Here is a 23,665-nt window from a genome sequence, read left to right as displayed (position 1 = left end):
GCGTTACGGTCGCACGACAAGATGAGAGCCGTGCGAGACACTCACCAGACGATGCAGCGGATCAAGGTCGGGATCATCGGCCTTGTCGCCGTGGTCCTGCTGATCGTGATCGCGAGCGCGATCCTGGGATCGGCGACGCGCGAGCGGCCGATCGCGACCGCGGGATCGGCGCAGGCCGACGTCGTCGCCAACATCGCCATGACCAATGCGGGCGCCGCCGCGGCGGCGGCCGATTCCTCGGGCGAACCGCTCGCCGAACTGGGCGTCGCGCCGGCGACGAGCAACGGCCAGGCGCCACGATGACGATCCACCGGGGAAAATCGGGGAAAAGCCACCGCGCATGCCCGCGATCGGCGATTTCGCGTCGCCTTGCGGGTCCATGCTCGCCATCCCGACGGAGCGATCCTCCGCCCGGTTGACCGCAGATCGGGTGTGATTTCCCCGTTCCTCCCCAAAAATCCCGTTGCTTCCCCGGACCTGTGTTGATACCAATCAATCAACAACGGGGCAGGCATCATCGCTTTGCGTTTTTCGCGAAGGGTCGACGGCAGCGAGGGCTGTTTTCGACGGGGTGGGCCGTGCGCGTCAGGGTGCGAGACGGGCGTGTCGGAAAGGGGCGATTATCAGGGAAGCGGACTTGCTCTTGTCGACGACAAGGGGCGGGTCGCCATCCCCAACGCGCTTCGCCACACGCTGGCCGAGAATGCACCGCGCGCCGACGGCAAGGACGGCGGCACCGTCATCATAGCCGCGCACGAGGACCAGCCCTGCCTGGTCGCCTACGATCCCGCCTATCTCGCCGAGCTGAAGCGCGAGCTGAACGAGCGCGTCGCGCTGTCGCGGGGCGCGGACGGCAAGATCGACCACAATATCAAGCGCGGCGGCGCCAATGGCGAGGCGGTGCCGTTCGACGGTTCCGGGCGCTTCATCATGCCTGGTTTCCCGCGTTTCTACGCCAACATCGGCGCGCACGCCTTCTTCTGGGGCACGCTCGACTATATCGAGATCTGGGACCCCAGGACGCTGCTGTCGACGCCGGGGATCGCAGCCCAGATGGTCGCCGCCTGCCGCTATTATTGCCAGGACAAGGGGATCGCCCTGTGACCGGCAATGTGAGCGATGACGCCCCCCATGTTCCGGTGCTGCTCGACGAAGTCGTCGCCGCGCTCGCCCCCGCCCCGGGCGAGACGATCGTGGACGCGACCTTCGGCGCGGGCGGCTATACCCGTGCGATCCTCGCGACGGGCGCGCAGGTGATCGCCTTCGATCGCGATCCCGATGCGATCGCCGCCGGGCGTGCCGCGAACATCGCCGGGCTGACGCTGGTGCACAGCGACTTTTCGGCGCTGGAGGCGGCGCTCGATGCGCCGGTCGACGGGTTGACGATGGATATCGGCGTGTCGTCGATGCAGCTCGATCAGGCCGAGCGCGGCTTCTCGTTCCAGTCCGACGGCCCGCTCGACATGCGGATGAGCCAGGAGGGGGCGAGCGCCGCCGACTTCGTCAACGAGGCGGACGAGGAGGCGATCGCCGACGTCCTCTATCATTACGGCGATGAGCCCAAGTCGCGCCGCGTCGCGCGCGCGATCGTCGCCGCCCGGCCGCTGACCCGCACGTCGGAACTGGCCAACGTGGTGCGCAAGGCGCTGGGCCACCGGCCGCACGACAAGAAGGATCCGGCGACGCGCACCTTTCAGGCGATCCGCATCCATGTGAACCGCGAGCTGGGCGAGCTGGCCGATGGTCTCGCCGCCGCGGAGCGCGTGCTGAAGCCGGGCGGGCGGCTGGCGATCGTGACGTTCCACAGCCTGGAGGACCGGCTGGTCAAGCGCTTCCTGCGCGACCGGTCCGGCAATGCGCCGGGCGGGTCGCGGCACCTGCCGCAAACGGGCGCGAGCCGGCGCCCAAGTTTCGAGAAGGTCGGCCGCGGAACGCGCGCCGGCGATGCAGAGGTTGCGCGCAACCCGCGCGCCCGATCCGCGACGTTGCGGACGGCGATACGGACGGCGGCCCCGGCGTGGGGCGACACGGATCTGACGGAGGTGACGGCATGACGGCGGCGTATCGGTTGAAGGGGATCGGGTGGTTCGGTGGCTGTGTCGCCATCGTCCTCGGCTTCTACCTGGTGTCGCTGCAGGTCGCGGCGGAGCGCAAGAAGCTCGACGGGATGAACCGCAAGATCGATTCGGCGGAGCGCGACATCCGCGCGCTCGAGACCGAGTTCGAGACGCGCGCGAACCTCGCCCAGCTCGAAAAGTGGAACGGCGAGACGCTGTCGCTCGCCGCGCCGGTGGCGGGGCAGTTCGTCACCGACGAGGGCGCGCTCGCCAGCCTCGACGTCAACCAGATCGGCGTCGGCGAGCCCGGCGTGCAGACCGCGGCGCTGGTCGTGCCCTCGCTGCCCACGGTCAATCCGGTCGCGCCGGTCGCGACGCCGGCACCGGCGGTGGTGCAGGTCGCCGCGGCGATGCCGATGGCCAAGCGCGCCGTCGTCATCAAGGTCGCCGCGATCGAGAAGAGCGCGCCGCTGATCGCCAAGCTCAACGAAGCGGCGCGCGCCAAGGTCGCGGTCGCCAAGGTGCGGCCGCAGGCGGTGGCGATGCTCGACAAGAAGCTGCTGTCCGACACGACGCTCGGCGATATCCTGAGCAGCGCGCGCGCGGAGGCCCGCAAGCGTTGACCGTCATCGTCGCCCGCCCGATGCCGCAGCGGCGCAGCGCCGGCCAGCGCCACGCGCTGGTCGCGACGTCGCACATGCGGCTGATGATGCTGATGATGCTGTTCGCCGCCGCGGTGACCCTGGTCATCGGCCGGCTGGCGATGCTCGGGCTGCTGTCGGGCGGCGAGGCGGAGACGCGCGTCGCGACGCTGGCGGCGCGCGGCGACATCGTCGATCGCAACGGCGCGCCGCTCGCCCGCACGATCGATGCGTGGACGATCGCGGTCCATCCGAAGCAGATCATCGGCGACAGGATGGAGATCGCCAGCCGGCTCGCCGCGCTGATGCCCGATCGCGGCGACCAGGCCTGGTTCTACGATCAGCTGACCAAGCCGGTGAGCTTCGTCTACCTGCAGCGCCGCGCCAGCCCGGCGCTGGTCGAACAGGTCAATGCCATCGGCGAACCCGCTTTGGTCTTCGCGCGCGAGACGCAGCGATTGTACCCGCAATCGACGATGGCGAGCCATGCGCTGGGTTTCCTGTCGACCGACGGCCACGGCATGAGCGGGATGGAGCGCGTGCTCGACGAACGCCTGCTCGATCCGACCAAGGCGGGGCAGCCGGTGGCGCTGTCGCTCGATGCGCGCGTGCAGGCGGCGATGGAGAGCGAGCTCGGCCGCGCGATGGGCACCTTCTCCGCGCGTGGTGCCGGGGGCATCGTGCTCGACGTCGACACCGGCGAGGTGATCGCGATGGTCTCGCTGCCGACGTTCAATCCCAATCGCGTCGGCATGGCGGGCAGCGAGGAGCTGCGCAACATCACGACGCAGAGCGTGTTCGAGCTGGGATCGACGTTCAAGCCGATCACCGTCGCGACCGCGATCGACACCGGCACGGTGACGCTGAACCGCAAGTTCGACGCGACGCATCCGCTCAAAGTCGGCGGCTTCACCATCCATGACGAGCGCGGCGATCCCAAGCGCTGGCTGTCGATGCCCGAGACGCTGATCTATTCGTCCAACATCGCCACCGCGCGGATCGCCGACGAGGTCGGGCCGCAGAAGATGCAGGCGATGTTCCGCAAGCTGGGCTTCGACACCAAGCCCGATATCGAGCTGCGCGAGAAGGGGCGGCCGCTGATGCCGGGCTATTGGGCGCGCACGACGACGATGACCACCGCGTACGGCCATGGCATCGCGGTGACGCCGCTGCATCTCGCCTCCGCCTATGCCGCCCTGGTCAACGGCGGCGTGTGGCGGCCGGCGACGCTGATGAAGGTTGCACCCGGCAAGGCGCCGGTCGGCCGCCGCGTCATCAGCGAGGCGACGAGCGCGCGGATGCGCCAGATGCTGCGGCTCATCGTGATGCGCGGTACGGGGCGCAAGGGCGATGCGCCGGGCTATCGCGTCGGCGGCAAGACCGGTACGGCCGAGGCGGCGGTCGCGGGCGGATACGACCATTCGCGCAACGTCGCGACCTTCGCCGCGGCTTTTCCGATGGACGCGCCGCGTTATGTCGTATTGGCGATGCTCGATTCGCCGCTCGGCACGAAGGAGACTGGTGGGTGGAAGACCGCCGCGTGGAACGCAGCCCCGGTCGTCGGCCGCACGATCGCGCGGGTCGGTGCGATGCTGGGCGTGGTGCCCGACGCGCGCCGCGATATCGACGTGTCCGAGATGATGCCGCTGTTGTGGCAGGACCCTGCGCAGAAACAGGCCAACGACAATTGAGGGCGGAACGATGAAGCTGGCGGCGCTCACCGGCGGCCATGAGGAGGCGGTGGTCACCGGCTTCGCGATCGATCACCGCAAGGTCGCGCCGGGCACCGTCTTCGGCGCGTTCCAGGGCGTGCGGGTGAACGGCGAGGATTATATCGCCGATGCGGTGCGATCGGGCGCGATCGCGGTCGTGGCGCGGCCCGGCGTCGCGGTCGAGGGCGCGGTGGCGATCGCCGCGGACAACCCGCGCGAATGTTTCGCGCAGCTGGCGGCACGCTTCTTCGCGCCGTTTCCGCGGCTGGCAGTGGCGGTGACCGGGACCAACGGCAAGACCTCGACCGTCGAGATGACGCGGCAATTGTGGCGGATGGCGGGCGAGCATGCCGCCTCGATCGGGACGCTGGGCGTCACCACCGCCGACGAACGCGTGACGACCGGGCTGACCACGCCCGACGTCGTCACCTTCCTGTCCAACGTCGCGGGGCTGGCGCGCGAGGGCGTGACGCATCTGGCGTTCGAGGCGTCGAGCCACGGCCTGGTCCAGTATCGCACCGAGGGGCTGAACGTCGCGGCGGCGGCGTTCACCAACCTCAGCCGCGATCACCTCGACTATCATGGCGACATGGGCGCCTATCTGACCGCGAAGCTGCGGCTGTTCTCCGAGGTGCTGAGCCCCGACGGCACCGCGGTGGTGTGGGCGGACGACATCGAATCGGCGCGGGTGATCGACCTCGCCAAGGCGCGCGGCAACCGGCTGGTGACGGTCGGCGAGCGGGGGCAGACGCTGCGGTTGGTGGGGCGTGATCCGACGCTGCTGGGGCAGGGGCTGACCATCGAGGCGGAGGGCGCGACGCATCGGGTGATGCTGCCGCTGATTGGCGGGTATCAGGCGGCGAACGCGCTGGTCGCGGCGGGGCTGGTGATCGCGACCGGTGGCGACGTCGCCGCCACGATCGCCAATCTGGCGCGTTTGCAGCCGGTGCGCGGGCGGCTCGAACGCGCGGCGATCGCGCGTGGTGGCGCGCCGGTCTATGTCGATTACGCGCATACCCCCGACGCGCTGGAGGCGGCGATCGCGGCGCTGAAGCCGCATACCGCCGGGCGGCTGATCGTCGTGTTCGGCGCCGGCGGCGACCGCGACGCCGGCAAGCGCGAGACGATGGGCCAGGTCGCGCAGATGCAGGCGGACCTCGCCATCGTCACCGACGACAATCCGCGCACCGAAGACCCCGCGACGATCCGCGCCGCGATCCTGAAGGGCGCGACCAACGCGCGCGAGATCGGTGACCGGCGCGAGGCGATCGCCACCGCGATCGCCGAGGCGGGGCCGGAGGACATCGTGCTGATCGCCGGCAAGGGACATGAGCAGGGGCAGATCGTCGGGGATATGGAACTGCCGTTCGACGACGTGACGGTGGCGCGCGAGTGCGCGGCGTGAGGGGCCTAGGCCATGCGTCACCCCGGACTTGTTCCGGGGTCCACTCTGCGGCGAGGCGAACGGCTAGAGCCTCCAGCTGCGCGATAGCGGCCTGGTGGACCCCGGAACAAGTCCGGGGTGACGCAGGAATGAGACTCCTGATCCTCCCTGGCACGGGGAGGGGGACCGCGTCCGCAGGACGTGGTGGAGGGGGAGCGCCGCGGGCGATCCGTCTGCGGAAGCCCCCCTCCGTCACGGCTTCGCCGTGCCACCTCCCCGTGCCGGGGAGGATTTGATGGCCCTCTGGACCGCCGCGGAGATCGCCGCTGCTACCGCCGGCCTCGCCTCCACCGATTTCGCCGTCACGGGCGTGGCGTTCGACAGCCGCGAGGTCGGGCCGGGCGATCTGTTCGTCGCGCTGACCGGCGAGAGCACCGACGGCCACCGCTTCCTCGACCAGGCATTCGCGCAAGGCGCGGCGGGGGCGATCGTGTCCGTCGATACCGCCTGTCCGCATGTCCGCGTCGCCGATACGTTCGCCGCGCTCAACGACCTCGGCCGTGCGGCCCGCGCGCGGATGAGCGGCACGGTGATCGGCGTCACCGGGTCGGTCGGCAAGACCAGCGCCAAGGAAGCGCTGTTCGCCGCGCTCGACCGCAGCCGGCCGGACGCGGTGCATCGTTCGGTCAAGAGCTACAACAACCATACCGGCGTGCCGCTGAGCCTCGCCCGCATGCCGCGCGACACCAGGATCGGCGTGTTCGAGATGGGGATGAACCATGCCGGGGAACTCGCCGAGCTGACGCAGCTGGTCCGTCCGCACATTGCGATCGTCACCGCGATCGCGCCGGCGCACACCGCCTTCTTTGCCGACGAAAGCGCGATCGCCGATGCCAAGGGTGAGATCTTCCGCGGATTGGAGCCCGGCGGCACCGCGATCGTCCCCTACGACAGCCCGCACCGCGACCGGCTGCTCGCCGCCGCGGCGCCGTATGCGGCGCGCACGATCACCTTCGGGCTCGACAAGGGGGCCGACGTACGCGCGATCGAGGCGATGCGGCTGCCGTCGGGGGCGTCGTTCGTCACCGCGAAGCTGGGTGCGCGCGAACTGTCGTTCACCCTGTCGCAGCCGGGGATGCATTGGGTGTCCAACGCGCTCGCGGTGCTGGCGGCTGTCGATGCGGCGGGCGCGGACCTCGCCCGCGCTGGCCTTGCGCTGGCCGAGATGGGCGGGCTGCAGGGACGCGGCGCGCGCTTCCTCGCGCCGGTGGCAGGCGGCGACGTGCTGGTGATCGACGAGAGCTACAACGCCAATCCCGCCTCGATGCGCGCGACGCTGGCGGTGCTCGCCGAGGAGCCGGGGCGGCATGTCGCGGTGCTCGGCGAGATGCGCGAACTGGGCGAGGCGTCCGACGATTATCATGCCGCGCTTGCCGAACCGATCCTCGCCGCGCGCGTCGAAACGGCGCTGCTCGTCGGTGAAGCGATGGCTCCGCTCGCTGAGGCCCTTGAGGGCCGGACGCAAGTCATGCATGTGGCCGATGCTGCGACAGCGCTCGGCCGGCTGAAAGACCTGGCTCGCGCGGGAGACGCGGTACTCGTCAAAGGGTCTAACGGTGTCGGGCTTGCGCGCGTGGTCGCAGGACTCGAAGGTGGTGCGATCGATGATCGCAGGGGGCGCGGAACGTAAATGCTGTACTGGATCGCCGAGCACCTGGGCTTCACCGGGCTGCTGAACCTCATCCGCTACCAGTCCTTCCGGACCGGGTCGGCGGTCGCCACGGCGCTCCTGATCGGCCTCATCATCGGGCCGCGGTTCATCGGCTGGCTGCGCGTGCGGCAGGGCAAGGGGCAGCCGATCCGCGCCGACGGGCCGCAGACGCACCTCGCCAAGCGCGGCACGCCGACGATGGGCGGGCTGATGATCCTGACCGCGATGAGCCTTGCCATCCTGATCTGGATGGACCTTGCCAATCCCTACGTCTGGGCGTGCCTGTTCGTGACGCTGGGGTTCGGCGCGATCGGGTTCATGGACGATTACGACAAGGTGCGCAAAGCAAGCACCGCCGGCGTATCCGGGCGGACGCGGTTGCTGCTGGAATTCGCCATCGCCGGCATCGCGTCGTGGATTATCATGGGGCAGAACGGGCCGCACCTGTATCTGCCGTTCACCGATCGCCTGTACCTCGACCTCGGCTATGCGTTTCCGCTGTTCGCGGCGTTCACGATCGTCGCGTTCGGCAATGCGGTGAATCTGACCGACGGGCTGGATGGCCTTGCGACGATGCCGGTCATCATCGCGAGCGTCGCGTTCATGCTGATCGTCTACCTCGCCGGCAACGTGAAGTTCGCGACCTATCTCGGCATCCCGCACGTGCCGGGGGCGGGTGAGCTCGCCATCTTCTGCGGCGCGGTGGTGGGTGCGGGGCTCGCCTTCCTGTGGTTCAACGCGCCGCCGGCCGCGGTGTTCATGGGCGACACCGGCAGCCTCGCACTGGGCGGCGCGCTCGGCACGATCGCGGTCGTCGCGCACCACGAGATCGTGCTCGGCATCATCGGCGGCCTGTTCGTCGTCGAGGCGATGAGCGTCATCATCCAGGTGTTCTTCTACAAGCGCACCGGCAAGCGCGTGTTCCGCATGGCGCCGATCCACCACCATTTCGAGCAGATGGGCTGGAGCGAGCCGACCGTCGTCATCCGTTTCTGGATCATCAGCCTCGTGCTGGCGCTCGCCGGCCTGTCGACGTTGAAGCTGCGATAACGGAGATGACGCTCATCCAATCTCCTTCGTCACCCCGGACTTGTTCCGGGGTCCACCGTGCCACGATCGCAAGGCTCTCGACCCCTGCGGAACAGTGGACCCCGGAACAAGTCCGGGGTGACGGGTGGTTATTGGCGGACGCCGCGGCATGATCGTCTCGGCCGCCTGGGCGGGGCAGCGCTATGCGGTACTGGGGCTGGCGCGATCCGGCATGGCGACCGTGCGTGCGCTGGCCAAGGCGGGCGCGTATGTCGTGGCGTGGGACAGCGATCCCGCGGCGCGGAAAGCCGCCGCCGAGGTCAACGGCGTGATCGTCCACGACATCGCGACGCTGAACCTCGAAGGGGCGGCGGGGCTGGTCGTGTCCCCGGGCGTGCCGCTCAACACGCATCCGCTGGTCGTCCGCGCGCGCGCGGCGGGCGTGCCGGTGATCGGCGATATCGAGCTGTTCGCGCAGGCGCGTGCCGAACTGCCGCCGCACAAGGTCGTCGGCATCACCGGCACCAACGGCAAGTCGACGACGACCGCACTGGTCCATCATATCCTGAAGACTGCGGGCGTGCCCACGCTGATGGGCGGCAATATCGGCCTGCCGATCCTCGGGCAGGAGCCGCTGCCGGAGGGTGGCGTCTATGTGCTGGAGCTGTCGAGCTACCAGATCGACCTGACGCAGACGCTCGACTGCGACGTCGCGGTGCTGCTCAACATCACTCCGGATCACCTCGACCGGTATGATGGGTTTGGGGCGTATGCCGCGTCGAAGCAGCGGCTATTCGAAATCCAATCGCGCGATCACCATGCAGTTATCGCCGAGGACGACACGGAAGCTGACAACGTCGTCTATCGCTTGCAGCATGACCTCAATCGATACGAAAACGTTCACTATTTTCATCGTGGCAACATCAAGGATCAGTCAGCTTGGCCGGCTCTACAAGGGCCACACAACGCTTCTAATGCCGCAGCGGCGATCACCGCTTGCGCGCATCTAGGAGTGGATAACGAGGCGGTGGCTGAGGGGCTCCGCACCTTCACTGGACTGCCGCACCGCATGGAACGGGTAGCCACCCGCGACGGCGTGACCTTCGTTGACGACAGCAAGGCGACCAATCCGGAAAGCACCGCGCCCGCGCTCGGCGCGTTCGAGCGGGTGCACTGGATCGTCGGCGGCAAGCGCAAGGGGGACGATCTCGACGCCTGCGCGCCTTATTTCGATCGCGTCGTTGCGGCCTATACGATCGGCGAAGCGGGGCCGTTGTTCCGCGATCTGCTCGCGCCTCGCGTGCCGGCGGTGACGCACAGCGGCGACCTCGCCACCGCGGTCGCGCAGGCCGCTGCGGCCGCACAGCCCGGAGAGACCGTGCTGTTGTCGCCGGCCTGTGCTAGTTTCGACCAGTTCCGCGATTACGAGGATCGCGGGGCGGCGTTCCGGGCGGCGGTGGAGGCTCTATGAACAGCGTTCCGATGACCGAGCCGACAAGCGACACGCTGGTCGCCAAGGTCAAGCGGCGCGGCGGGCGCGGCGACAGTTCGCCGCTCGGCACGTGGTTCTGGGACATCGACCGGATGCTGCTGCTCCTCACGCTGTTCCTGATCGCGATCGGCCTGATTGCGGTAGCCGCGGCGAGCCCCGCGACCGCGGTGCGCTATTCGGGCGAGCATCACAAATTCACCGCGCTCTACTATTTCTGGCGGCAGCTGATCTGGGTCGGCATCTCGCTGCCCGTGCTGTTCGGCGTGTCGATGCTGCCGGTGCCGCTCGCGCGGCGGCTGGCGCTCGCGGGGGCGGGGGTGCTGATCGTCTGCCTCGCGCTCACCCCCTTCGTCGGCAACAGCATCAACGGCGCGCGGCGCTGGATCGGCTATGGGTTCGCCTCGTTCCAGCCGTCCGAATTCCTCAAGCCGCTGTTCATCGTGACGGTGGCGTGGCTGCTGTCGCTCAAGGCCAAGGACCCCGAGCTGCCGACGGTGGTCATCACCGGCGCGATGACCGGCACCATCGCGGTGCTGCTGATGCTGCAGCCCGATTTCGGGCAGACCGTGATCTTCTGCACGGTCTGGATGGCGCTGTTGATGATCGCGGGGACGCCGATGCGCGTGCTCGGCGCGATCATCGGCATGGTGCCGGTCGGCCTCGTCGCGGCCTATATGTTCTACGGCACCGCGCGCAACCGCATCGACGCCTTCCTGTTTCCCGGCGTCGAAGGCGAGGGCGCGAGCGACCATTTCCAGACCAATGCCGCGCATGCGACGATCACCAGCGGCGGCTGGACCGGCACCGGTCCCGGCGGCGGCACGGTGAAGTTCGGCCTGCCGGAGGCGCATACCGATTACATCTATTCGGTGATCGGCGAGGAATTCGGGCTGATCGCGTGCGCGATCATCGCGCTGGTGTTCCTGGCGATCGTCGTGCGGGTGTTCGTCAAATTGCTCGACGAGCAGGACGAGTTCAAGCTGCTTGCCGCCAGCGGCCTCGCCGTGCAGTTCGGCGCGCAGGCTCTGGTGTCGATGGCGGTGAATACCGGCCTCGCGCCGTCGAAGGGGATGACGCTGCCGTTCATCAGCTATGGCGGGTCGTCGATGATCGCGCTGTCGATCGGCATGGGGTTGCTGCTGGCGTTCACCCGGCGCAATCCGTTCCTGACGCGCAGCCCGTATGTGGTGAGATGGGGATCGAATTGAGCAAGCATTACGTCCTCGCCGCCGGCGGCACGGGCGGACATATGGTCCCCGCGGCGGCGCTGGCGGAGGAGCTGACCCGGCGCGGCCATCGCGTCGCGCTGATCAGCGACGCGCGCGGCGTGCGCTTTCCCGGCCTGTTCGACGGCATCCAGACGCACGTCCTGCCCGCCGGCCGCTTTCAGGTGAAGCGCCCACAGGGTTGGCCGTCGGCGGTGCGCGAGATGTGGCGCGGGCGGGCGATGGCGCGCGAGCTGTACGCGACGTTCAAGCCCGCCGCGGTGATCGGCTTCGGCGGTTATCCCGCGATGCCGGCGCTGCTCGCCGCCTTCGCCGACAAGATCCCGACCGCGGTGCACGAACAGAATGCGGTGCTCGGGCGGGTCAACCGGCTGGTCGCGGGCCGCGTCGATGCGATCGCGACGTCGTACAAGCTGACCGAACGGCTCGCCGAAAAGCATGCCGGCAAGGTGCATCTCGTCGGCAATCCGGTGCGCGACGCGGTGCTCAGCTTGCGCACCAAGCCCTACCCGCTGCTCGAGGAGGACGGCATCTTCCGCGTCCTCGTCACCGGCGGCAGCCAGGGGGCGAGCGTGCTGAGCGAGGTGGTGCCCGACGGCCTCGCCATGCTGCCCGTCACCTTCCGCCGCCGGTTGCAGGTGACGCAGCAGGCGCGGATCGAGGACATCGACGCAGTGCGCGCCAAATATGCCGCGCATCAGATCCCGGCGGAGCTCGCGACCTATCTGCCCGACATGCCCGAGCAGCTGGCTTGGGCGCACCTCGTGATCGCGCGCGCCGGCGCCTCGACCATCGCCGAGCTGACCGCGGCGGGGCGGCCGGCGATCCTCGTGCCGCTGCCGTCCGCCACCGACGACCACCAGACGGCGAACGCGCGCGAGATCACCAAGGCGGGCGGCGCGCGCACCATCCCGCAACCCGAATTCACCGCCGTGGAGCTGGCGAAGCAGATGCAGAAACTGGGGCTCGATCCCGCCGCGCTGGAGAATGCCGCGACCCGTGCGAAGAGCGTCGGCCGGCCGAAGGCGGTCGGCGACCTCGCCGATCTGGTCGAGAGCCTCGACGCGCCGGTATCGCGCTTGCCCGTGGGGAAGCCGACGAAGCCGAAGGCGGCGTTCGCATGAAGGCTGGGTCGCACGCCGCTTCCAATAGCTCGTCGTCACCCCGGACTTGTTCCGGGGTCCACGGCGCCGCAAAGCCAACACGCCGTTGGCTCGCCGAACGGTGGACCCCGGAACAAGTCCGGGGTGACGGAGAATGGTTGGCTGGCGCCGGTACCCCAGAGGGATTGGCAGCATGATCCGCGGTGTCGCCACTGACATCGGACCGATCCATTTCGTCGGGATCGGTGGGATCGGCATGTCGGGCATCGCGGAGGTGATGAAGAACCTCGGCTATACGGTGCAGGGATCGGATGTCGCCGAGGGCTATGTCGTGCAGGGTCTGCGCGACAAGGGGATCGCGGTGACGATCGGCCATGCCGCCGCCAATGTCGCGGAAGCGGCGGTGGTGGTCACTTCGACCGCGATCACGCGCTCGAATCCGGAGGTCGAGGCGGCGCTGGAACGGCGCATCCCCGTCGTCCGCCGCGCCGAGATGCTCGCCGAGCTGATGCGGCTGAAATCGACCGTTGCGGTCGCCGGCACGCACGGCAAGACGACGACGACGTCGATGGTCGCGGCGCTGCTCGACGCGGGCGGGATCGATCCGACCGTCATCAACGGCGGCATCATCAACAGTTACGGTTCGAACGCGCGATTGGGCGCGAGCGACTGGATGGTGGTTGAGGCGGACGAGAGCGACGGCAGCTTCCTGCGCCTCGACGGCACGATCGCGGTGGTCACCAACATCGATCCCGAGCACCTCGACCATTACGGCTCGTTCGACGCGGTGAAGGATGCGTTCGTCGAGTTCGTCGAGAACGTGCCCTTCTACGGCGCGGCGTTGCTCTGCCTCGATCACCCGGAGGTGCAGAACGTCCTGCCGCGGGTGCGCGATCGGCGCGTGGTGACCTATGGCTTTTCGGCGCAGGCGGATATCCGCGGCGTCGACGTGACGCCGGTGCCGGGCGGCAACCGCTTCGCCTGCGTCGTCCGCGAGCGTGACGGATCGGCCCGCACGATCGAGGGGATCGAGCTGCCGATGCCCGGCCGCCACAACGTCCAGAACGCGCTCGCCGCAATCGGCGTGGCGCTGGAGCTCGGCATTCCGGATGCGACGATCCAGCAGGGCTTTTCCGCGTTCGGCGGGGTCAAGCGGCGCTTCACCAAGGTCGGCGAGGTCGCCGACGCGACGATCATCGACGATTACGGTCACCACCCGGTCGAGATCCGCGCGGTGCTCGCCGCCGCGCGTGAAGGCGCGCGCGGGCGCGTGATCGCGGTCGTCCAGCCGCACCGCTATTCGCGGCTCGGCAATCTGATGGAGGATTTCCAGACCGCGTTCAACGACGCCGATCGCGTCCTGGTCACCCCCGTCTATGCCGCGGGCGAGGCGCCGGTCGAGGGCGTCGATGCGCAGGCGCTGGTCGACGGCCTCAAGCGTCGCGGCCATCGTTCCGCCGCGACGGTCACCGATGCCGACGCGCTGGCCGACGAACTCGCCGCGACGATCCAGCCCGACGACATGATCGTCTGCCTCGGCGCAGGCGACATCACCAAATGGGCGGCGGGTCTCGCCACGGCAATCGGAGAGCGGCGATGAGCGACTGGTTCGATGCGGGACTGAAGCTGCAGAAGCAGGTCCTCGATGCGCAGCGCAAGGCGCTCGATGCCGGCGGTCACGCCGTGAATGCCGGCGAGGCGATGGTGCAGGCGCAGGAGGCGACGCGCAAGGCGGCCGAGGCGAACCTCGCCGCATTCCAGGCGTGGTCGCGACTATGGGGCGTCGGCCCTTGGTGAACGCTTTGCCTGCCGTTCGCGGGCGCCTGACCGGGCGCGCGCCGCTGGCGCCGCTCGTCTGGTTCAAGGCGGGCGGCGCGGCGCAATGGCTGTTCGAGCCGAAGGATGCCGACGATCTTGCCGGCTTCCTGCGCGATCTCGATCCCGCGGTGCCGGTGATGGCGCTGGGGCTGGGATCGAACCTGATCGTGCGCGACGGCGGCGTGCCGGGCGTGGTGGTGCGGCTGGGCAAGGCGTTCGCGCAAGTCGAGCGGCTGGATGAAACGATGCTGCGGTGCGGGGGCGGGGCGAGCGGTATCCTCGTCTCCTCGACCGCGCGCGATGCGGGGATCGGTGGCGTCGAGTTCCTGCGCTCGATCCCGGGGACGGTCGGCGGCTTCGTGCGGATGAATGGAGGCGCGTACGGCCGTGAGGTCAAGGACGTGCTGGTCGAGTGCGACGTCGTGTTGCGGTCGGGCGAGCGGCGGACGCTCGGCGTCGGCGACCTCGGCTATACCTATCGCCACAGCGACCTGCCGGCGGGTGCGGTGGTGATCGCCGCGACCTTCCGCGGCCACCCCGCCGAGCCGGCCGCGATCGGTGCCGAGATGGACCGGATCGCCGCCGAGCGCGAGGCGTCGCAGCCGCTGCGCTCGAAGACCGGCGGGTCGACGTTCAAGAATCCCGACGGCCACAAGGCCTGGGCGCTGGTCGACGCGGCGGGCTGTCGCGGCTTGCGCCGCGGCGATGCGCAGGTATCGGAGAAGCATTGTAATTTCCTGCTCAACCTCGGCGGGGCGACGAGCGCCGATATCGAGGGCCTGGGCGAAGAGGTGCGGGACAAGGTGAAGGCGCAGTCGGGCGTGACGTTGGAATGGGAAATTCAGCGGGTGGGTGATGCTTCTCCCTCTCCCCTTTGGGGAGAGGGCTATGAACGCGCTCCACATCGCAGTCCTCATGGGCGGCTGGTCGGCCGAACGCCCTGTGTCGCTGCAATCCGGCAACGGCTGCGCCGACGCGCTCGAAACCCTTGGCCATCGCGTCACCCGCATCGATATGGGCCGCGACGTCGCGGCGCGGCTGGCCGAGGCGGCGCCCGATCTCGTCTTCAACGCGCTGCATGGCTCGCCAGGCGAGGATGGCAGCGTGCAGGGCATGCTCGACCTGATGGGTATTCCCTATACCCATTCGGGCCTCGCGACGTCGGTGATCGCGATCGACAAGGTGCTGACCAAGCAGATGCTCGTCCCCGCCGGTATTCCGATGCCCGGTGGGCGGATCGTCAAGTCGGCGGATATCCACGACCGCGATCCGTTGCAGCGGCCGTACGTGCTCAAGCCGATCAACGAAGGCTCGTCGGTGGGCGTCGCGATCGTCACCGATGACGGCAACTACGGCAATCCGATCGGCCGCGACGTCAAGGGGCCTTGGCAGGAGTTCGACGAGCTGCTCGCCGAACCGTACGTCCGCGGGCGCGAGCTGACGACGGCGGTGCTCGGCGACCGCGCACTGGGCGTCACCGAGTTGAAGCCCAAGAACGGCTGGTACGATTTCGACGCCAAATACACCGATGGCCTGACCGAACACGTCTGCCCCGCCGACATCCCCGATCGCATCGCCGAGGCATGCAAGAGCCTCGCGCTCGAGGCGCATCGCCTGCTCGGCTGCAAGGGCGCGAGCCGGTCGGACTTCCGCTGGGACGACGAGCGCGACGTCGACGGGCTGTTCCTGCTCGAAGTGAACACGCAGCCCGGCATGACCCCCTTGAGCCTCGTCCCTGAACAGGCGAAGCATATCGGCATGAGCTATGCCGAACTGGTCCAGGCGATCGTTGATGAGGCGTTCCCGCGCCGGGGCGTCGATGAGGCGTTGAAAGACGCGAAGCCGCAGTTCCTGACCAAGGAACGGGGCGGATGAGTCGCACGATCAAGCGCGGCGCGCCGCCCAAGCGGCCGACCGGACGTCGCCGCCAGCCGGTGCGCAAGGCGTCGGTGTTCGAACGCGCCGTCGCCGCGCTGCCGGTCAGCGAGGATACGATCCGCAAGGCGGCGACCTGGACGATCACCGGCGGCGGCATCGCGCTGGCGCTCGCCGCGGTGACGTGGATCGGCATCCCCGGCATGATCGGCACCGCGATCGCCGAAGGGGCGGGGCAGGCGGGGTTCCGCGTCGAGCAGATCGAGGTGACCGGGCTCAAGCGGATGGACCGGATGAGCGTCTATGCCGTCGCGCTCGACCAGCAGAGCCGCGCGATGCCGCTGGTCGATCTGGAGGCGGTGCGCCAGAAGCTGCTGCGCTACGGCTGGATCGCCGACGCGCACGTCTCGCGCCGGCTGCCCGATACCTTGCTGGTCGATATCGTCGAGCGTTCGCCCGCCGCGGTGTGGCAGGACAATGGCCAGCTGACGCTGATCGACAAGGACGGCGTGCTGCTGGAGCCGGTGCGGCCCGATGCGATCCCCGACCTGCCGCTGGTCATCGGCCCCGGCGCGGATCGGCAGGAGCCGGGCTATCAGGCGCTGCTCGCCGCGGCGCCGGCGCTGAAACCGCGGGTCAAGGCGGCGACGTGGATCGGCAACCGGCGCTGGGACCTCACCTTCGACAGCGGCGAGACGCTGGCGCTGCCCGAGGATGGCGCGCCGGCGGCGTTGCTCAAATTCGCCGAACTGGACGGATCGCGGCCCCTGCTGGGGCGCGGCTGGCTGCGGTTCGACATGCGTGATCCGGCCAAGCTGGTCGCGCGCAAACCGGGGGCGAGCATGGCGCACAACGTGCCGGACCCGAGCGAAACCACCACGCCGCCGACGGGAACGGCCGGCGCGCAGACAGGGGTAGAGGGCTGATGGCGAAAGTCGCGACCGAAGGGCTGATTACGGCGCTCGACATCGGGTCGTCGAAGGTGTCGGCGATGATCGCGCAGAAGGGCGACGGCGGCGAGCTGATCGTGCTCGGTACCGGCCAGCGCGAGAGCCGCGGCGTCAAGCGCGGCTATATCGCCGACATGGCCGCGACCGAGGCGGCGGTGCGCGAGGCGGTCGAACAGGCGGAACGGATCGCGGGGATCAACATCGAGAACGTCTGGGTCGGCTTTTCCGCCGGCGGCCTCGTCAGCGACGTCGCCGAGGTCGAGTTCGAGCTGGGCGGGCATCGCGTCGAACAGGCGGATATCGACGCGCTGCTGGCGGCGGGGCGCAACTCGATCGATCCGCAGGGGCGGATGGTGCTGCACGCGCAGCCGGCGCTGTATACGCTCGACGGGCTGACCGGGGTGAAGAAGCCGCTCGGGCTGCACGCCGACCGGCTGGGTGTCCATATCCATGTCGTCGCCGCGGACGGATCGCCGGTGCGCAACCTCGATCTGTGCGTGCGATCGGCGCATCTCGAGGTGAAGTCGATCATCGCCGCGCCGGTGGCGACGGGGCTCGCCTGCCTGTCCGAGGAGGAACGCGAACTGGGCGTCGCGCTGGTCGAGATCGGCGCGGGGATCACCAACGTGTCGCTGTTCGCCGGGGGCATGCTGGTCGGGCTGTGTTCGATCCCGATGGGTGGGCAGGACATCACCGACGATATCGCCAGCGCCTTCGGCACGCGTCGCGCGCAGGCGGAGCGGATGAAGTGCTTCCACGGCAGCGCCAATGCCTCCCCGCGCGACAATCACGAGATGATCCCGGTGATGCCGATCGCCGCCGAGGACGACGTCCACGGCGGGATGCAGATCACCAAGGCGCAGCTGATCGGCATCGTCCGCCAGCGGCTGGAGCATCAGATGGACGAGATCCGCAAGGCGCTCAGCCAGCTGAAGTTCGAAGGACCGGTCGGGCGTCAGGTCGTACTGACCGGCGGTGGTGCGGAGCTGAAGGGCATCGCCGATTACGCGCAGCAGGCGCTGGGCCGATCGGTGCGCATCGGCCGGCCGCGCGGGCTGACCGCCCTGCCGGAGGCGCATGCCGGGCCGGCGTTCGCGACGCTGGCGGGCCTCGCCTTCTATGCGGCGACCGATCCGATCGATCTGCGCGGGGTCGCGCCGCAGCAAACCACCGTTCATCGCCAGAAGGGCATGGGCATGATGCGCAAGCTGATCCAGGCGGCGCGCGCGAATTATTGAGCGGCGTCGATGGCTTGCCACCGTTTTCTGTGGAACGTTGCGAGTCGTTGAGGCAAAAGGTTAATCTTGGGTCCCGGCACGTTCACCGGAAGGGGCGGAGAAAGTCAGGTCATGAGCATCGAATTCATCACTCCCGAGGTCGACGAGCTGACCCCCCGCATCGCCGTGATCGGCGTCGGCGGCGCGGGCGGCAACGCGATCGCCAACATGATGCGCGCCGACGTGCAGGGCGTCGATTTCCTGGTCGCCAACACCGATGCGCAGGCGCTGAAGTCGTCGATCGCACCGCACCGTATTCAGCTCGGCGCCAAGATCACGCAGGGTCTCGGCGCGGGTTCGCGGCCGGAAATCGGTCGCGCGGCGGCGGAAGAGACGATCGACGACCTCGCCAAGCGGCTGGAGGGCGCACACATGTGCTTCATCGCCGCAGGGATGGGCGGCGGCACCGGCACGGGTGCCGCGCCGGTGATCGCCAAGGCGGCGCGCGACATGGGCATCCTGACCGTGGGCGTGGTGACCAAGCCGTTCAGCTTCGAGGGTAACCGCCGTGCCAAGAGCGCCGATGGCGGCATCGAGGAGCTGCAGAAGTACGTCGACACGCTGATCGTCATTCCGAACCAGAATCTGTTCCTGATCGCCAACGCCAACACGACGTTCAAGGAAGCGTTCGAGATGGCGGACGAGGTGCTGCAGCAGGGCGTGCGCGGCATCACCGACCTGATGGTCATGCCCGGCCTCATCAACCTCGATTTCGCCGACGTCCGTTCGGTGATGCAGGAGATGGGCAAGGCGATGATGGGCACCGGCGAGGCGTCGGGCGACAACCGCGCGCTGGAAGCGGCGCAGAAGGCGATCGCCAACCCGCTGCTCGACGGGGTGTCGATGCAGGGCGCGAAGGGCGTCATCATCTCGATCACCGGCGGCGACGACATGCGCCTGCTCGAGGTGGACGAGGCGGCGAACCACATCCGCGACCTGGTCGATCCCGACGCCAACATCATCTGGGGTTCGGCGTTCAATCCCGAGCTGGAGGGGCGCATTCGCGTCTCGGTCGTCGCGACCGGCATCGATTCGGACGCTAAGCCCGGCGTGCCCGCACCGGCGCCGGAGGCGGCCAAGTCGTTCAGCTTCGGCATGGGTCGCAAGACCGACGACAGCACCTCGTTCCGTCCGACCGCGGCGACCCCGGAAGCTGCGCCTGCTGCGGCGCCCGCGCCGTCGGTGTCGTTCACCGCGCCTCCTGCAGCCCGGTCGGCGCCGCTCGAACTCGACGCCGCCGATGCGGTCGGGGGCAATGCACCGGCGCAGCCGGCCGATGCGGCCGACGGCGAACTGGTGCTCGGCGCCGAGACGATCGTGCCGCAGCCGCAGGCTCAGGCCGAGCAGCCGGCACCGGCGAGTGCGCCCGAAACGGGGCGCCGTCCGTGGATCGCCCCGGGCAGCGACACCCCCGCTCCCGAAGCGGCACCGCAGCCGCGCGTCAAGCTGGGGGGGACGTTGTTCGAACGCATGTCCAACGCCGCCCGTGGCCCGGCACGCGACGACAGCGACGGCGACGGCAAGGAACCGCTCGACCTGCCGCGCTTCCTGCACCGGCAGAACAACCAGTAGGCATTTCGCGGCGGGTGGGTCCTGTTGGGGGGTAACGGTGCGTGGAACACGCTACCTTGCCCCCCACCCACCGTCACCCCGGACGTGTTCCGGGGTCCACGGTGCGGCAGCCGCATCGGCTGGAGGGGCGAACGTTTCGCTCGCCGCCCGGTGGACCCCGGAACAAGTCCGGGGTGACGAACAGTGTGGGGTGAAGGCGCAGCGACTCCATCGCTGCATGCTGTTGTCTCGAAAGCGCAGCCTCCAATGCGGCCTCCCCACCACCCGCCATGTTCGTCGCCGCTTAGCCTCGCTTCACCGCGCGGGCGTGCGGCGGACATTGCCGGTTCAGCATCGCTGCGCTCTAGGCTGATCCCATCCCATGCGTATCCTGATCCCCGCTTTGCTGGCGTCCGCTGCCCTGCTGCTGACGTGTGCGCCGGTCGCGTCGTCGGCGCAGGAGGTGGTGCAGGCGCTGCCCGGCACGACCGATGCCGACCGGCTCGCCGAGCAGATGCGCGCGCTCGCCGCCAATCCGCGCGATCTCAATGCGTTGATCGCGGCGGCGGACCTGTCGCTGGCGCTGGGCGACCTCAGCGGCGCGGCCTCGCTCTATGCGCGCGCGGAAAAGGTGTCGGTCAGCGATCCGCGGATCAAGGCGGGGGAGGGCGCGATCCTCGTCCGTTCGGAACGCCCCGGCGAGGCGCTGCGCTATTTCGCGCAGGCCGAGGCGGCGGGTTATCCCGTGAGCCGTTTCGCCGCCGATCGCGGCCTCGCCTACGACCTGATCGGCCAATCCGAGCGCGCGCAACGCGATTACCGGCTGGCGCTCAAGACGCGGGCGGACGACGAGATCGTCAAGCGCTATGCGCTGTCGCTCGGTATCGTCGGCAAGCGCGAGGCGGCGCTGGAACAGCTCGATCCCCTGCTGCGCAAGGCGGATCGCAGCGCGTGGCGCGTGCGCGCCTTCGTGCTGGCGATGAGCGGCGATCAGGCGGGGGCGGAACGGATCGTCACCACGATGCTGCCGCAGGGCATGGCGCAGGGGCTGCTGCCTTTCTTCCGCCGTCTGCCCGCGCTGCCCGCCGCCGATCGCGCCTTCGCGGTGCATTTCGGCGAGGTGCATGCGACGCCCGAACGCATCGCCGACGCGCGCCTCGCGCCCAACCTGCCGCAGCTTGCGCCCGAACCGCAGCCGGTGACGCTGGCGTCGGTCCAGGCGGTACAGCAGCCGAAGGGCAGGGATCGCGACAGGCGGCGGCGGGACCGCGCCGGACGCGAACCGATCGCTCTCGCTGCCAATACGCGCCAGCCGGCGGCATCGTCCTCTCCGGCGGCGCCTTCCTATCCGGCGGCGACCGCCGCGCTCGCGCGTGTCCAGCCGCTGCCGCAACCTACCCGTAGCGCGCCGGTGACGCTGGCGAGCGCCGCGCCAGTGGTGACGCGTCCGGCCGTTCCCGTCACGACGATTGCTCCGGTTGCCGGCATCACGACCGCGCCTGTCACCACGACCGCTTCGATTACCGGCAATACAACCGCGCTCATTACGGGCAATACGGTCGCCCCCGTCACCACCGCTTCGATTACCGGCAACCCGGCCGCCACGTCGTCGCCGGGCGTCGGGCGTCCTGTCGCGGTCGCTCCTGCTACAACGACGCCCGTCGTTGCCAGCAACGTCGCCGAACCGCTGGCGACCGTCACACGTCCCGCCACGGTCGCCACGGTGCCTGCGGCTGTCGCACCGGTGGCAACGACGTCGCCTGCGCCGACGACCGCTGCCCCGGTACGATCGGCCACGCCATCGCCCGGCTTCGCCACGTCGCCGGTTCAGCCGGTCGTCGCGGCGACCCCCACCCCGGCGGCTCCGGCGCCGGCCGCGGTGACGGCGACCACCCCGCCCGATTTCTCTGCGCCGCCGTCGCGGGCGGAGGCCGATTCGGTGCTCGCGCGGATCGTCGCCGGCCTGTCGATCCCGGCGGCCGAACTGGGCGTCGTCGTACCGGCCAAGCCTGTACCCGTCACCGCACCGCCGCCCGAGAGCGCCGCGCGCGTCGTCGCCGAGGCGAAGGCCAAGGAGGAACGCGACGCCGCCGCCGAGAAGGCGCTCGCCGCCAAGGCTGCCGCCGACAAGCGCACCGCCGATCGCAAGGCTGCGGCCGACAAGAAGGCGCTCGCCGCCAAGAAGCTCGCCGACGAAAAGAAGCTTGCCGAGGCCAAGGCGGCGGCCGAGGAGAAGAAGGCCGCGCGCGCCAATCCCGAACGCATCTGGGTGCAGGTCGCGGGTGGCGCCTATGCGGGCGACCTGCCCAAGGCCTATGCCGCGGTCAGGGCCAAGGCGCCGGCGGTGTTCGGCAGCCGCGGCGGCTGGTCGACGCCGCTGCGCGCGACCAACCGCGTGCTCACCGGGCCGTTCAAGACCGATACGGAGGCGCGCGCCTTCGTCAACCAGCTCGCCAGGGCGGGGGTGTCGGCATTCACCTTCACCAGCGACGCGGGGCAGGCCGTCACCAGGCTGCCCGCCAAGTGAGCGCATGCGCGCCCTGGGCTTCGGATCCGGCGCGCAGCAGGGGGCGGCTACACCCGGAAGATGGCGGGACCGCGCGCGGCCCGCGTGACGATTTCCAGCGCGACCGCGACCGGATCGTCCATTCGATCAGCTTCCGCCGCCTGCGCCACAAGACCCAGGTGTTCATGGCCCCCGACGGCGACCATTTCCGCGTCCGCCTGACCCACAGTCTGGAGGTCGCGCAGATCGGCCGCACGATCGCGCGCGTGCTGGGATTGAACGAGGATCTGACCGAGGCGCTGTGCCTGGCGCACGATATCGGCCATCCGCCGTTCGGGCATGCCGGCGAGGATGCGCTGAAGGCGGCGCTGGCCGATGCCGGCGGCTTCGACCACAACGGCCATACGCTGCGAGCGCTGACGCATATCGAGCGGCCCTATCCGCGTTGGGACGGGCTCAATTTGACGTGGGAGACGCTGGAGGGGCTCGCCAAGCACAACGGCCCGGTGCGGCATCCCGGCTGGGCGCTGCGCGAGGCCGATGCGCGCTTTCCCCTCGATCTGGCGACGCATGCCGGGCTCGAGGCGCAGGTGGCGGCGATCGCGGACGACATCGCCTATGACAATCACGATATCGACGATGGCCTGCGCGCCGGGCTGCTGACGCTCGACCAGCTGCTCGCGGTGCCGATCGTCGCGCGCGGCTGGGATGCGGCGCGTGCGCGCTTTCCCGATGTTGCGCCCAAGCGGCTGGCGAGCGAGCTCGTCCGCAGCCAGATCGGCACGATGGTCAACGACCTGATCGAGGAAACCCGCCGCCGCATCGCCGCATCGGGCGTCGCCAGCGCCGACGACGTGCGCGCGGCGGGCGAGGCGCTGTGCGGCTTCTCGCCCGCGATGCGCGAGGAGGAACGCGACCTCAAGCGCTTCATGTACGCCAATCTGTACCACCACCCCCGCCAGCTGGCGGCGGCGGATGCGGCGCATGGCATCGTCGCGGGGCTGTTCGCCGCCTATCGCGCGGATCCGTCGGCGATGAGCGCGGATTGGTGTGAGGGCGTGCCGACCGACGAACCGGGGCGCAGTCGATATATCGCAGACTTCATCGCTGGCATGACGGATCGCTTCGCCATCGCGCGCTATCGCGAGCTGGTCGGCGCGATCGAGCTGCCGGAGGGGTTTTAGGGCGTGATGGCTTGAACCGACTCCGTTCGTGCTGAGCCTGTCGCAGCACAGGTGAGACCCAGACCCTTCGACAGGCTCAGGGCGAACGGTGGAGCTACTTCAAGTCATCAAGCTATGCGACCTTGCGCGACCCATCGTCACCCCGGCGA

At 69.3% G+C, this 23,665-nt stretch carries 19 protein-coding genes and 1 pseudogene; all 20 read left to right on the top strand.

The features are described from left to right. Window positions 1–30 precede the first annotated feature (30 nt). Window positions 31–303 carry a hypothetical protein gene (locus M9979_RS08265; protein ID WP_422921774.1) on the top strand — a complete coding sequence of 91 codons (273 nt, stop codon included), beginning with the start codon at window positions 31–33 and terminating at the stop codon, window positions 301–303. Between the two features lie 300 nt (window positions 304–603). Next, window positions 604–1,104, top strand: coding sequence for a division/cell wall cluster transcriptional repressor MraZ (locus M9979_RS08260; RefSeq protein WP_254288878.1), 501 nt, complete (start codon window positions 604–606; stop codon window positions 1,102–1,104). Window positions 1,105–1,112: 8 nt separating this feature from the next. Next, the gene (gene rsmH / locus M9979_RS08255; RefSeq protein WP_254288947.1) at window positions 1,113–2,054 is read left to right on the top strand and encodes a 16S rRNA (cytosine(1402)-N(4))-methyltransferase RsmH; all 942 of its coding nucleotides are present in this window, start codon (window positions 1,113–1,115) and stop codon (window positions 2,052–2,054) included. Continuing rightward, on the top strand, window positions 2,051–2,680 hold the full coding sequence (locus M9979_RS08250) for a hypothetical protein (RefSeq protein ID WP_254288877.1): 630 nt from the start codon (window positions 2,051–2,053) through the stop codon (window positions 2,678–2,680). Before rsmH ends, M9979_RS08250 begins: the two co-directional genes overlap by 4 nt. After that, complete coding sequence (locus M9979_RS08245) at window positions 2,677–4,389, top strand: peptidoglycan D,D-transpeptidase FtsI family protein (RefSeq protein ID WP_254288876.1); 1,713 nt, start codon at window positions 2,677–2,679, stop codon at window positions 4,387–4,389. The genes M9979_RS08250 and M9979_RS08245 overlap by 4 nt, the downstream gene beginning before the upstream one ends. Window positions 4,390–4,399: 10 nt before the next feature. Next, entirely contained in the window at window positions 4,400–5,815 is a 1,416-nt protein-coding gene (locus M9979_RS08240; RefSeq protein ID WP_254288875.1) for a UDP-N-acetylmuramoyl-L-alanyl-D-glutamate--2,6-diaminopimelate ligase, read from the top strand. A gap of 274 nt (window positions 5,816–6,089) precedes the next feature. Further along, the gene (locus M9979_RS08235) at window positions 6,090–7,484 is read left to right on the top strand and encodes a UDP-N-acetylmuramoyl-tripeptide--D-alanyl-D-alanine ligase (RefSeq protein ID WP_254288874.1); all 1,395 of its coding nucleotides are present in this window, start codon (window positions 6,090–6,092) and stop codon (window positions 7,482–7,484) included. Continuing rightward, the gene (mraY, locus tag M9979_RS08230) at window positions 7,485–8,555 is read left to right on the top strand and encodes a phospho-N-acetylmuramoyl-pentapeptide-transferase (RefSeq protein ID WP_254288873.1); all 1,071 of its coding nucleotides are present in this window, start codon (window positions 7,485–7,487) and stop codon (window positions 8,553–8,555) included. It begins immediately after the preceding gene. Between the two features lie 148 nt (window positions 8,556–8,703). Then, window positions 8,704–10,005 (top strand): UDP-N-acetylmuramoyl-L-alanine--D-glutamate ligase, encoded by a 1,302-nt coding sequence (gene murD, locus M9979_RS08225; RefSeq protein WP_254288872.1) that lies wholly within the window; start codon window positions 8,704–8,706, stop codon window positions 10,003–10,005. Continuing rightward, window positions 10,002–11,234, top strand: coding sequence for an FtsW/RodA/SpoVE family cell cycle protein (locus M9979_RS08220; RefSeq protein WP_254288871.1), 1,233 nt, complete (start codon window positions 10,002–10,004; stop codon window positions 11,232–11,234). The genes murD and M9979_RS08220 overlap by 4 nt, the downstream gene beginning before the upstream one ends. Continuing rightward, on the top strand, window positions 11,219–12,376 hold the full coding sequence (murG, locus tag M9979_RS08215; RefSeq protein ID WP_254288870.1) for an undecaprenyldiphospho-muramoylpentapeptide beta-N-acetylglucosaminyltransferase: 1,158 nt from the start codon (window positions 11,219–11,221) through the stop codon (window positions 12,374–12,376). Before M9979_RS08220 ends, murG begins: the two co-directional genes overlap by 16 nt. 175 nt (window positions 12,377–12,551) lie before the next feature. Then, window positions 12,552–13,955 (top strand): UDP-N-acetylmuramate--L-alanine ligase, encoded by a 1,404-nt coding sequence (gene murC / locus M9979_RS08210; RefSeq protein ID WP_254288946.1) that lies wholly within the window; start codon window positions 12,552–12,554, stop codon window positions 13,953–13,955. Continuing rightward, window positions 13,952–14,152, top strand: a complete 201-nt coding sequence (locus M9979_RS08205; RefSeq protein ID WP_254288869.1) for a hypothetical protein — start codon at window positions 13,952–13,954, stop codon at window positions 14,150–14,152. The genes murC and M9979_RS08205 overlap by 4 nt, the downstream gene beginning before the upstream one ends. Beyond that, a pseudogene (gene murB, locus M9979_RS08200) lies at window positions 14,131–15,033 on the top strand (UDP-N-acetylmuramate dehydrogenase); the annotation flags it as partial. The gene M9979_RS08205 and the pseudogene murB, both read left to right, overlap by 22 nt. 28 nt (window positions 15,034–15,061) lie before the next feature. Next, window positions 15,062–16,048: a D-alanine--D-alanine ligase gene (locus M9979_RS08195; protein WP_254288868.1), complete on the top strand. Its 987-nt coding sequence runs from the start codon at window positions 15,062–15,064 to the stop codon at window positions 16,046–16,048. Continuing rightward, window positions 16,045–16,974: a cell division protein FtsQ/DivIB gene (locus M9979_RS08190; RefSeq protein ID WP_254288867.1), complete on the top strand. Its 930-nt coding sequence runs from the start codon at window positions 16,045–16,047 to the stop codon at window positions 16,972–16,974. The genes M9979_RS08195 and M9979_RS08190 overlap by 4 nt, the downstream gene beginning before the upstream one ends. Further along, the gene (ftsA, locus tag M9979_RS08185) at window positions 16,974–18,236 is read left to right on the top strand and encodes a cell division protein FtsA (RefSeq protein WP_254288866.1); all 1,263 of its coding nucleotides are present in this window, start codon (window positions 16,974–16,976) and stop codon (window positions 18,234–18,236) included. Before M9979_RS08190 ends, ftsA begins: the two co-directional genes overlap by 1 nt. Window positions 18,237–18,347: 111 nt before the next feature. Next, window positions 18,348–19,847: a cell division protein FtsZ gene (ftsZ, locus tag M9979_RS08180; RefSeq protein WP_254288865.1), complete on the top strand. Its 1,500-nt coding sequence runs from the start codon at window positions 18,348–18,350 to the stop codon at window positions 19,845–19,847. 361 nt (window positions 19,848–20,208) lie between these two features. After that, window positions 20,209–22,353: a CHAT domain-containing protein gene (locus M9979_RS08175; RefSeq protein ID WP_254288864.1), complete on the top strand. Its 2,145-nt coding sequence runs from the start codon at window positions 20,209–20,211 to the stop codon at window positions 22,351–22,353. After that, window positions 22,350–23,516, top strand: a complete 1,167-nt coding sequence (locus tag M9979_RS08170; RefSeq protein WP_254288863.1) for a deoxyguanosinetriphosphate triphosphohydrolase — start codon at window positions 22,350–22,352, stop codon at window positions 23,514–23,516. Before M9979_RS08175 ends, M9979_RS08170 begins: the two co-directional genes overlap by 4 nt. The last annotated feature ends 149 nt before the right edge of the window (window positions 23,517–23,665 follow it).

The organism is Sphingomonas liriopis (assembly GCF_024211255.1).
Lineage (GTDB): Bacteria > Pseudomonadota > Alphaproteobacteria > Sphingomonadales > Sphingomonadaceae > Sphingomonas > Sphingomonas liriopis.
The sequence above is the reverse complement of the archived record's forward strand: the minus strand, read 5'-3'. Positions and strand labels throughout refer to the sequence as shown.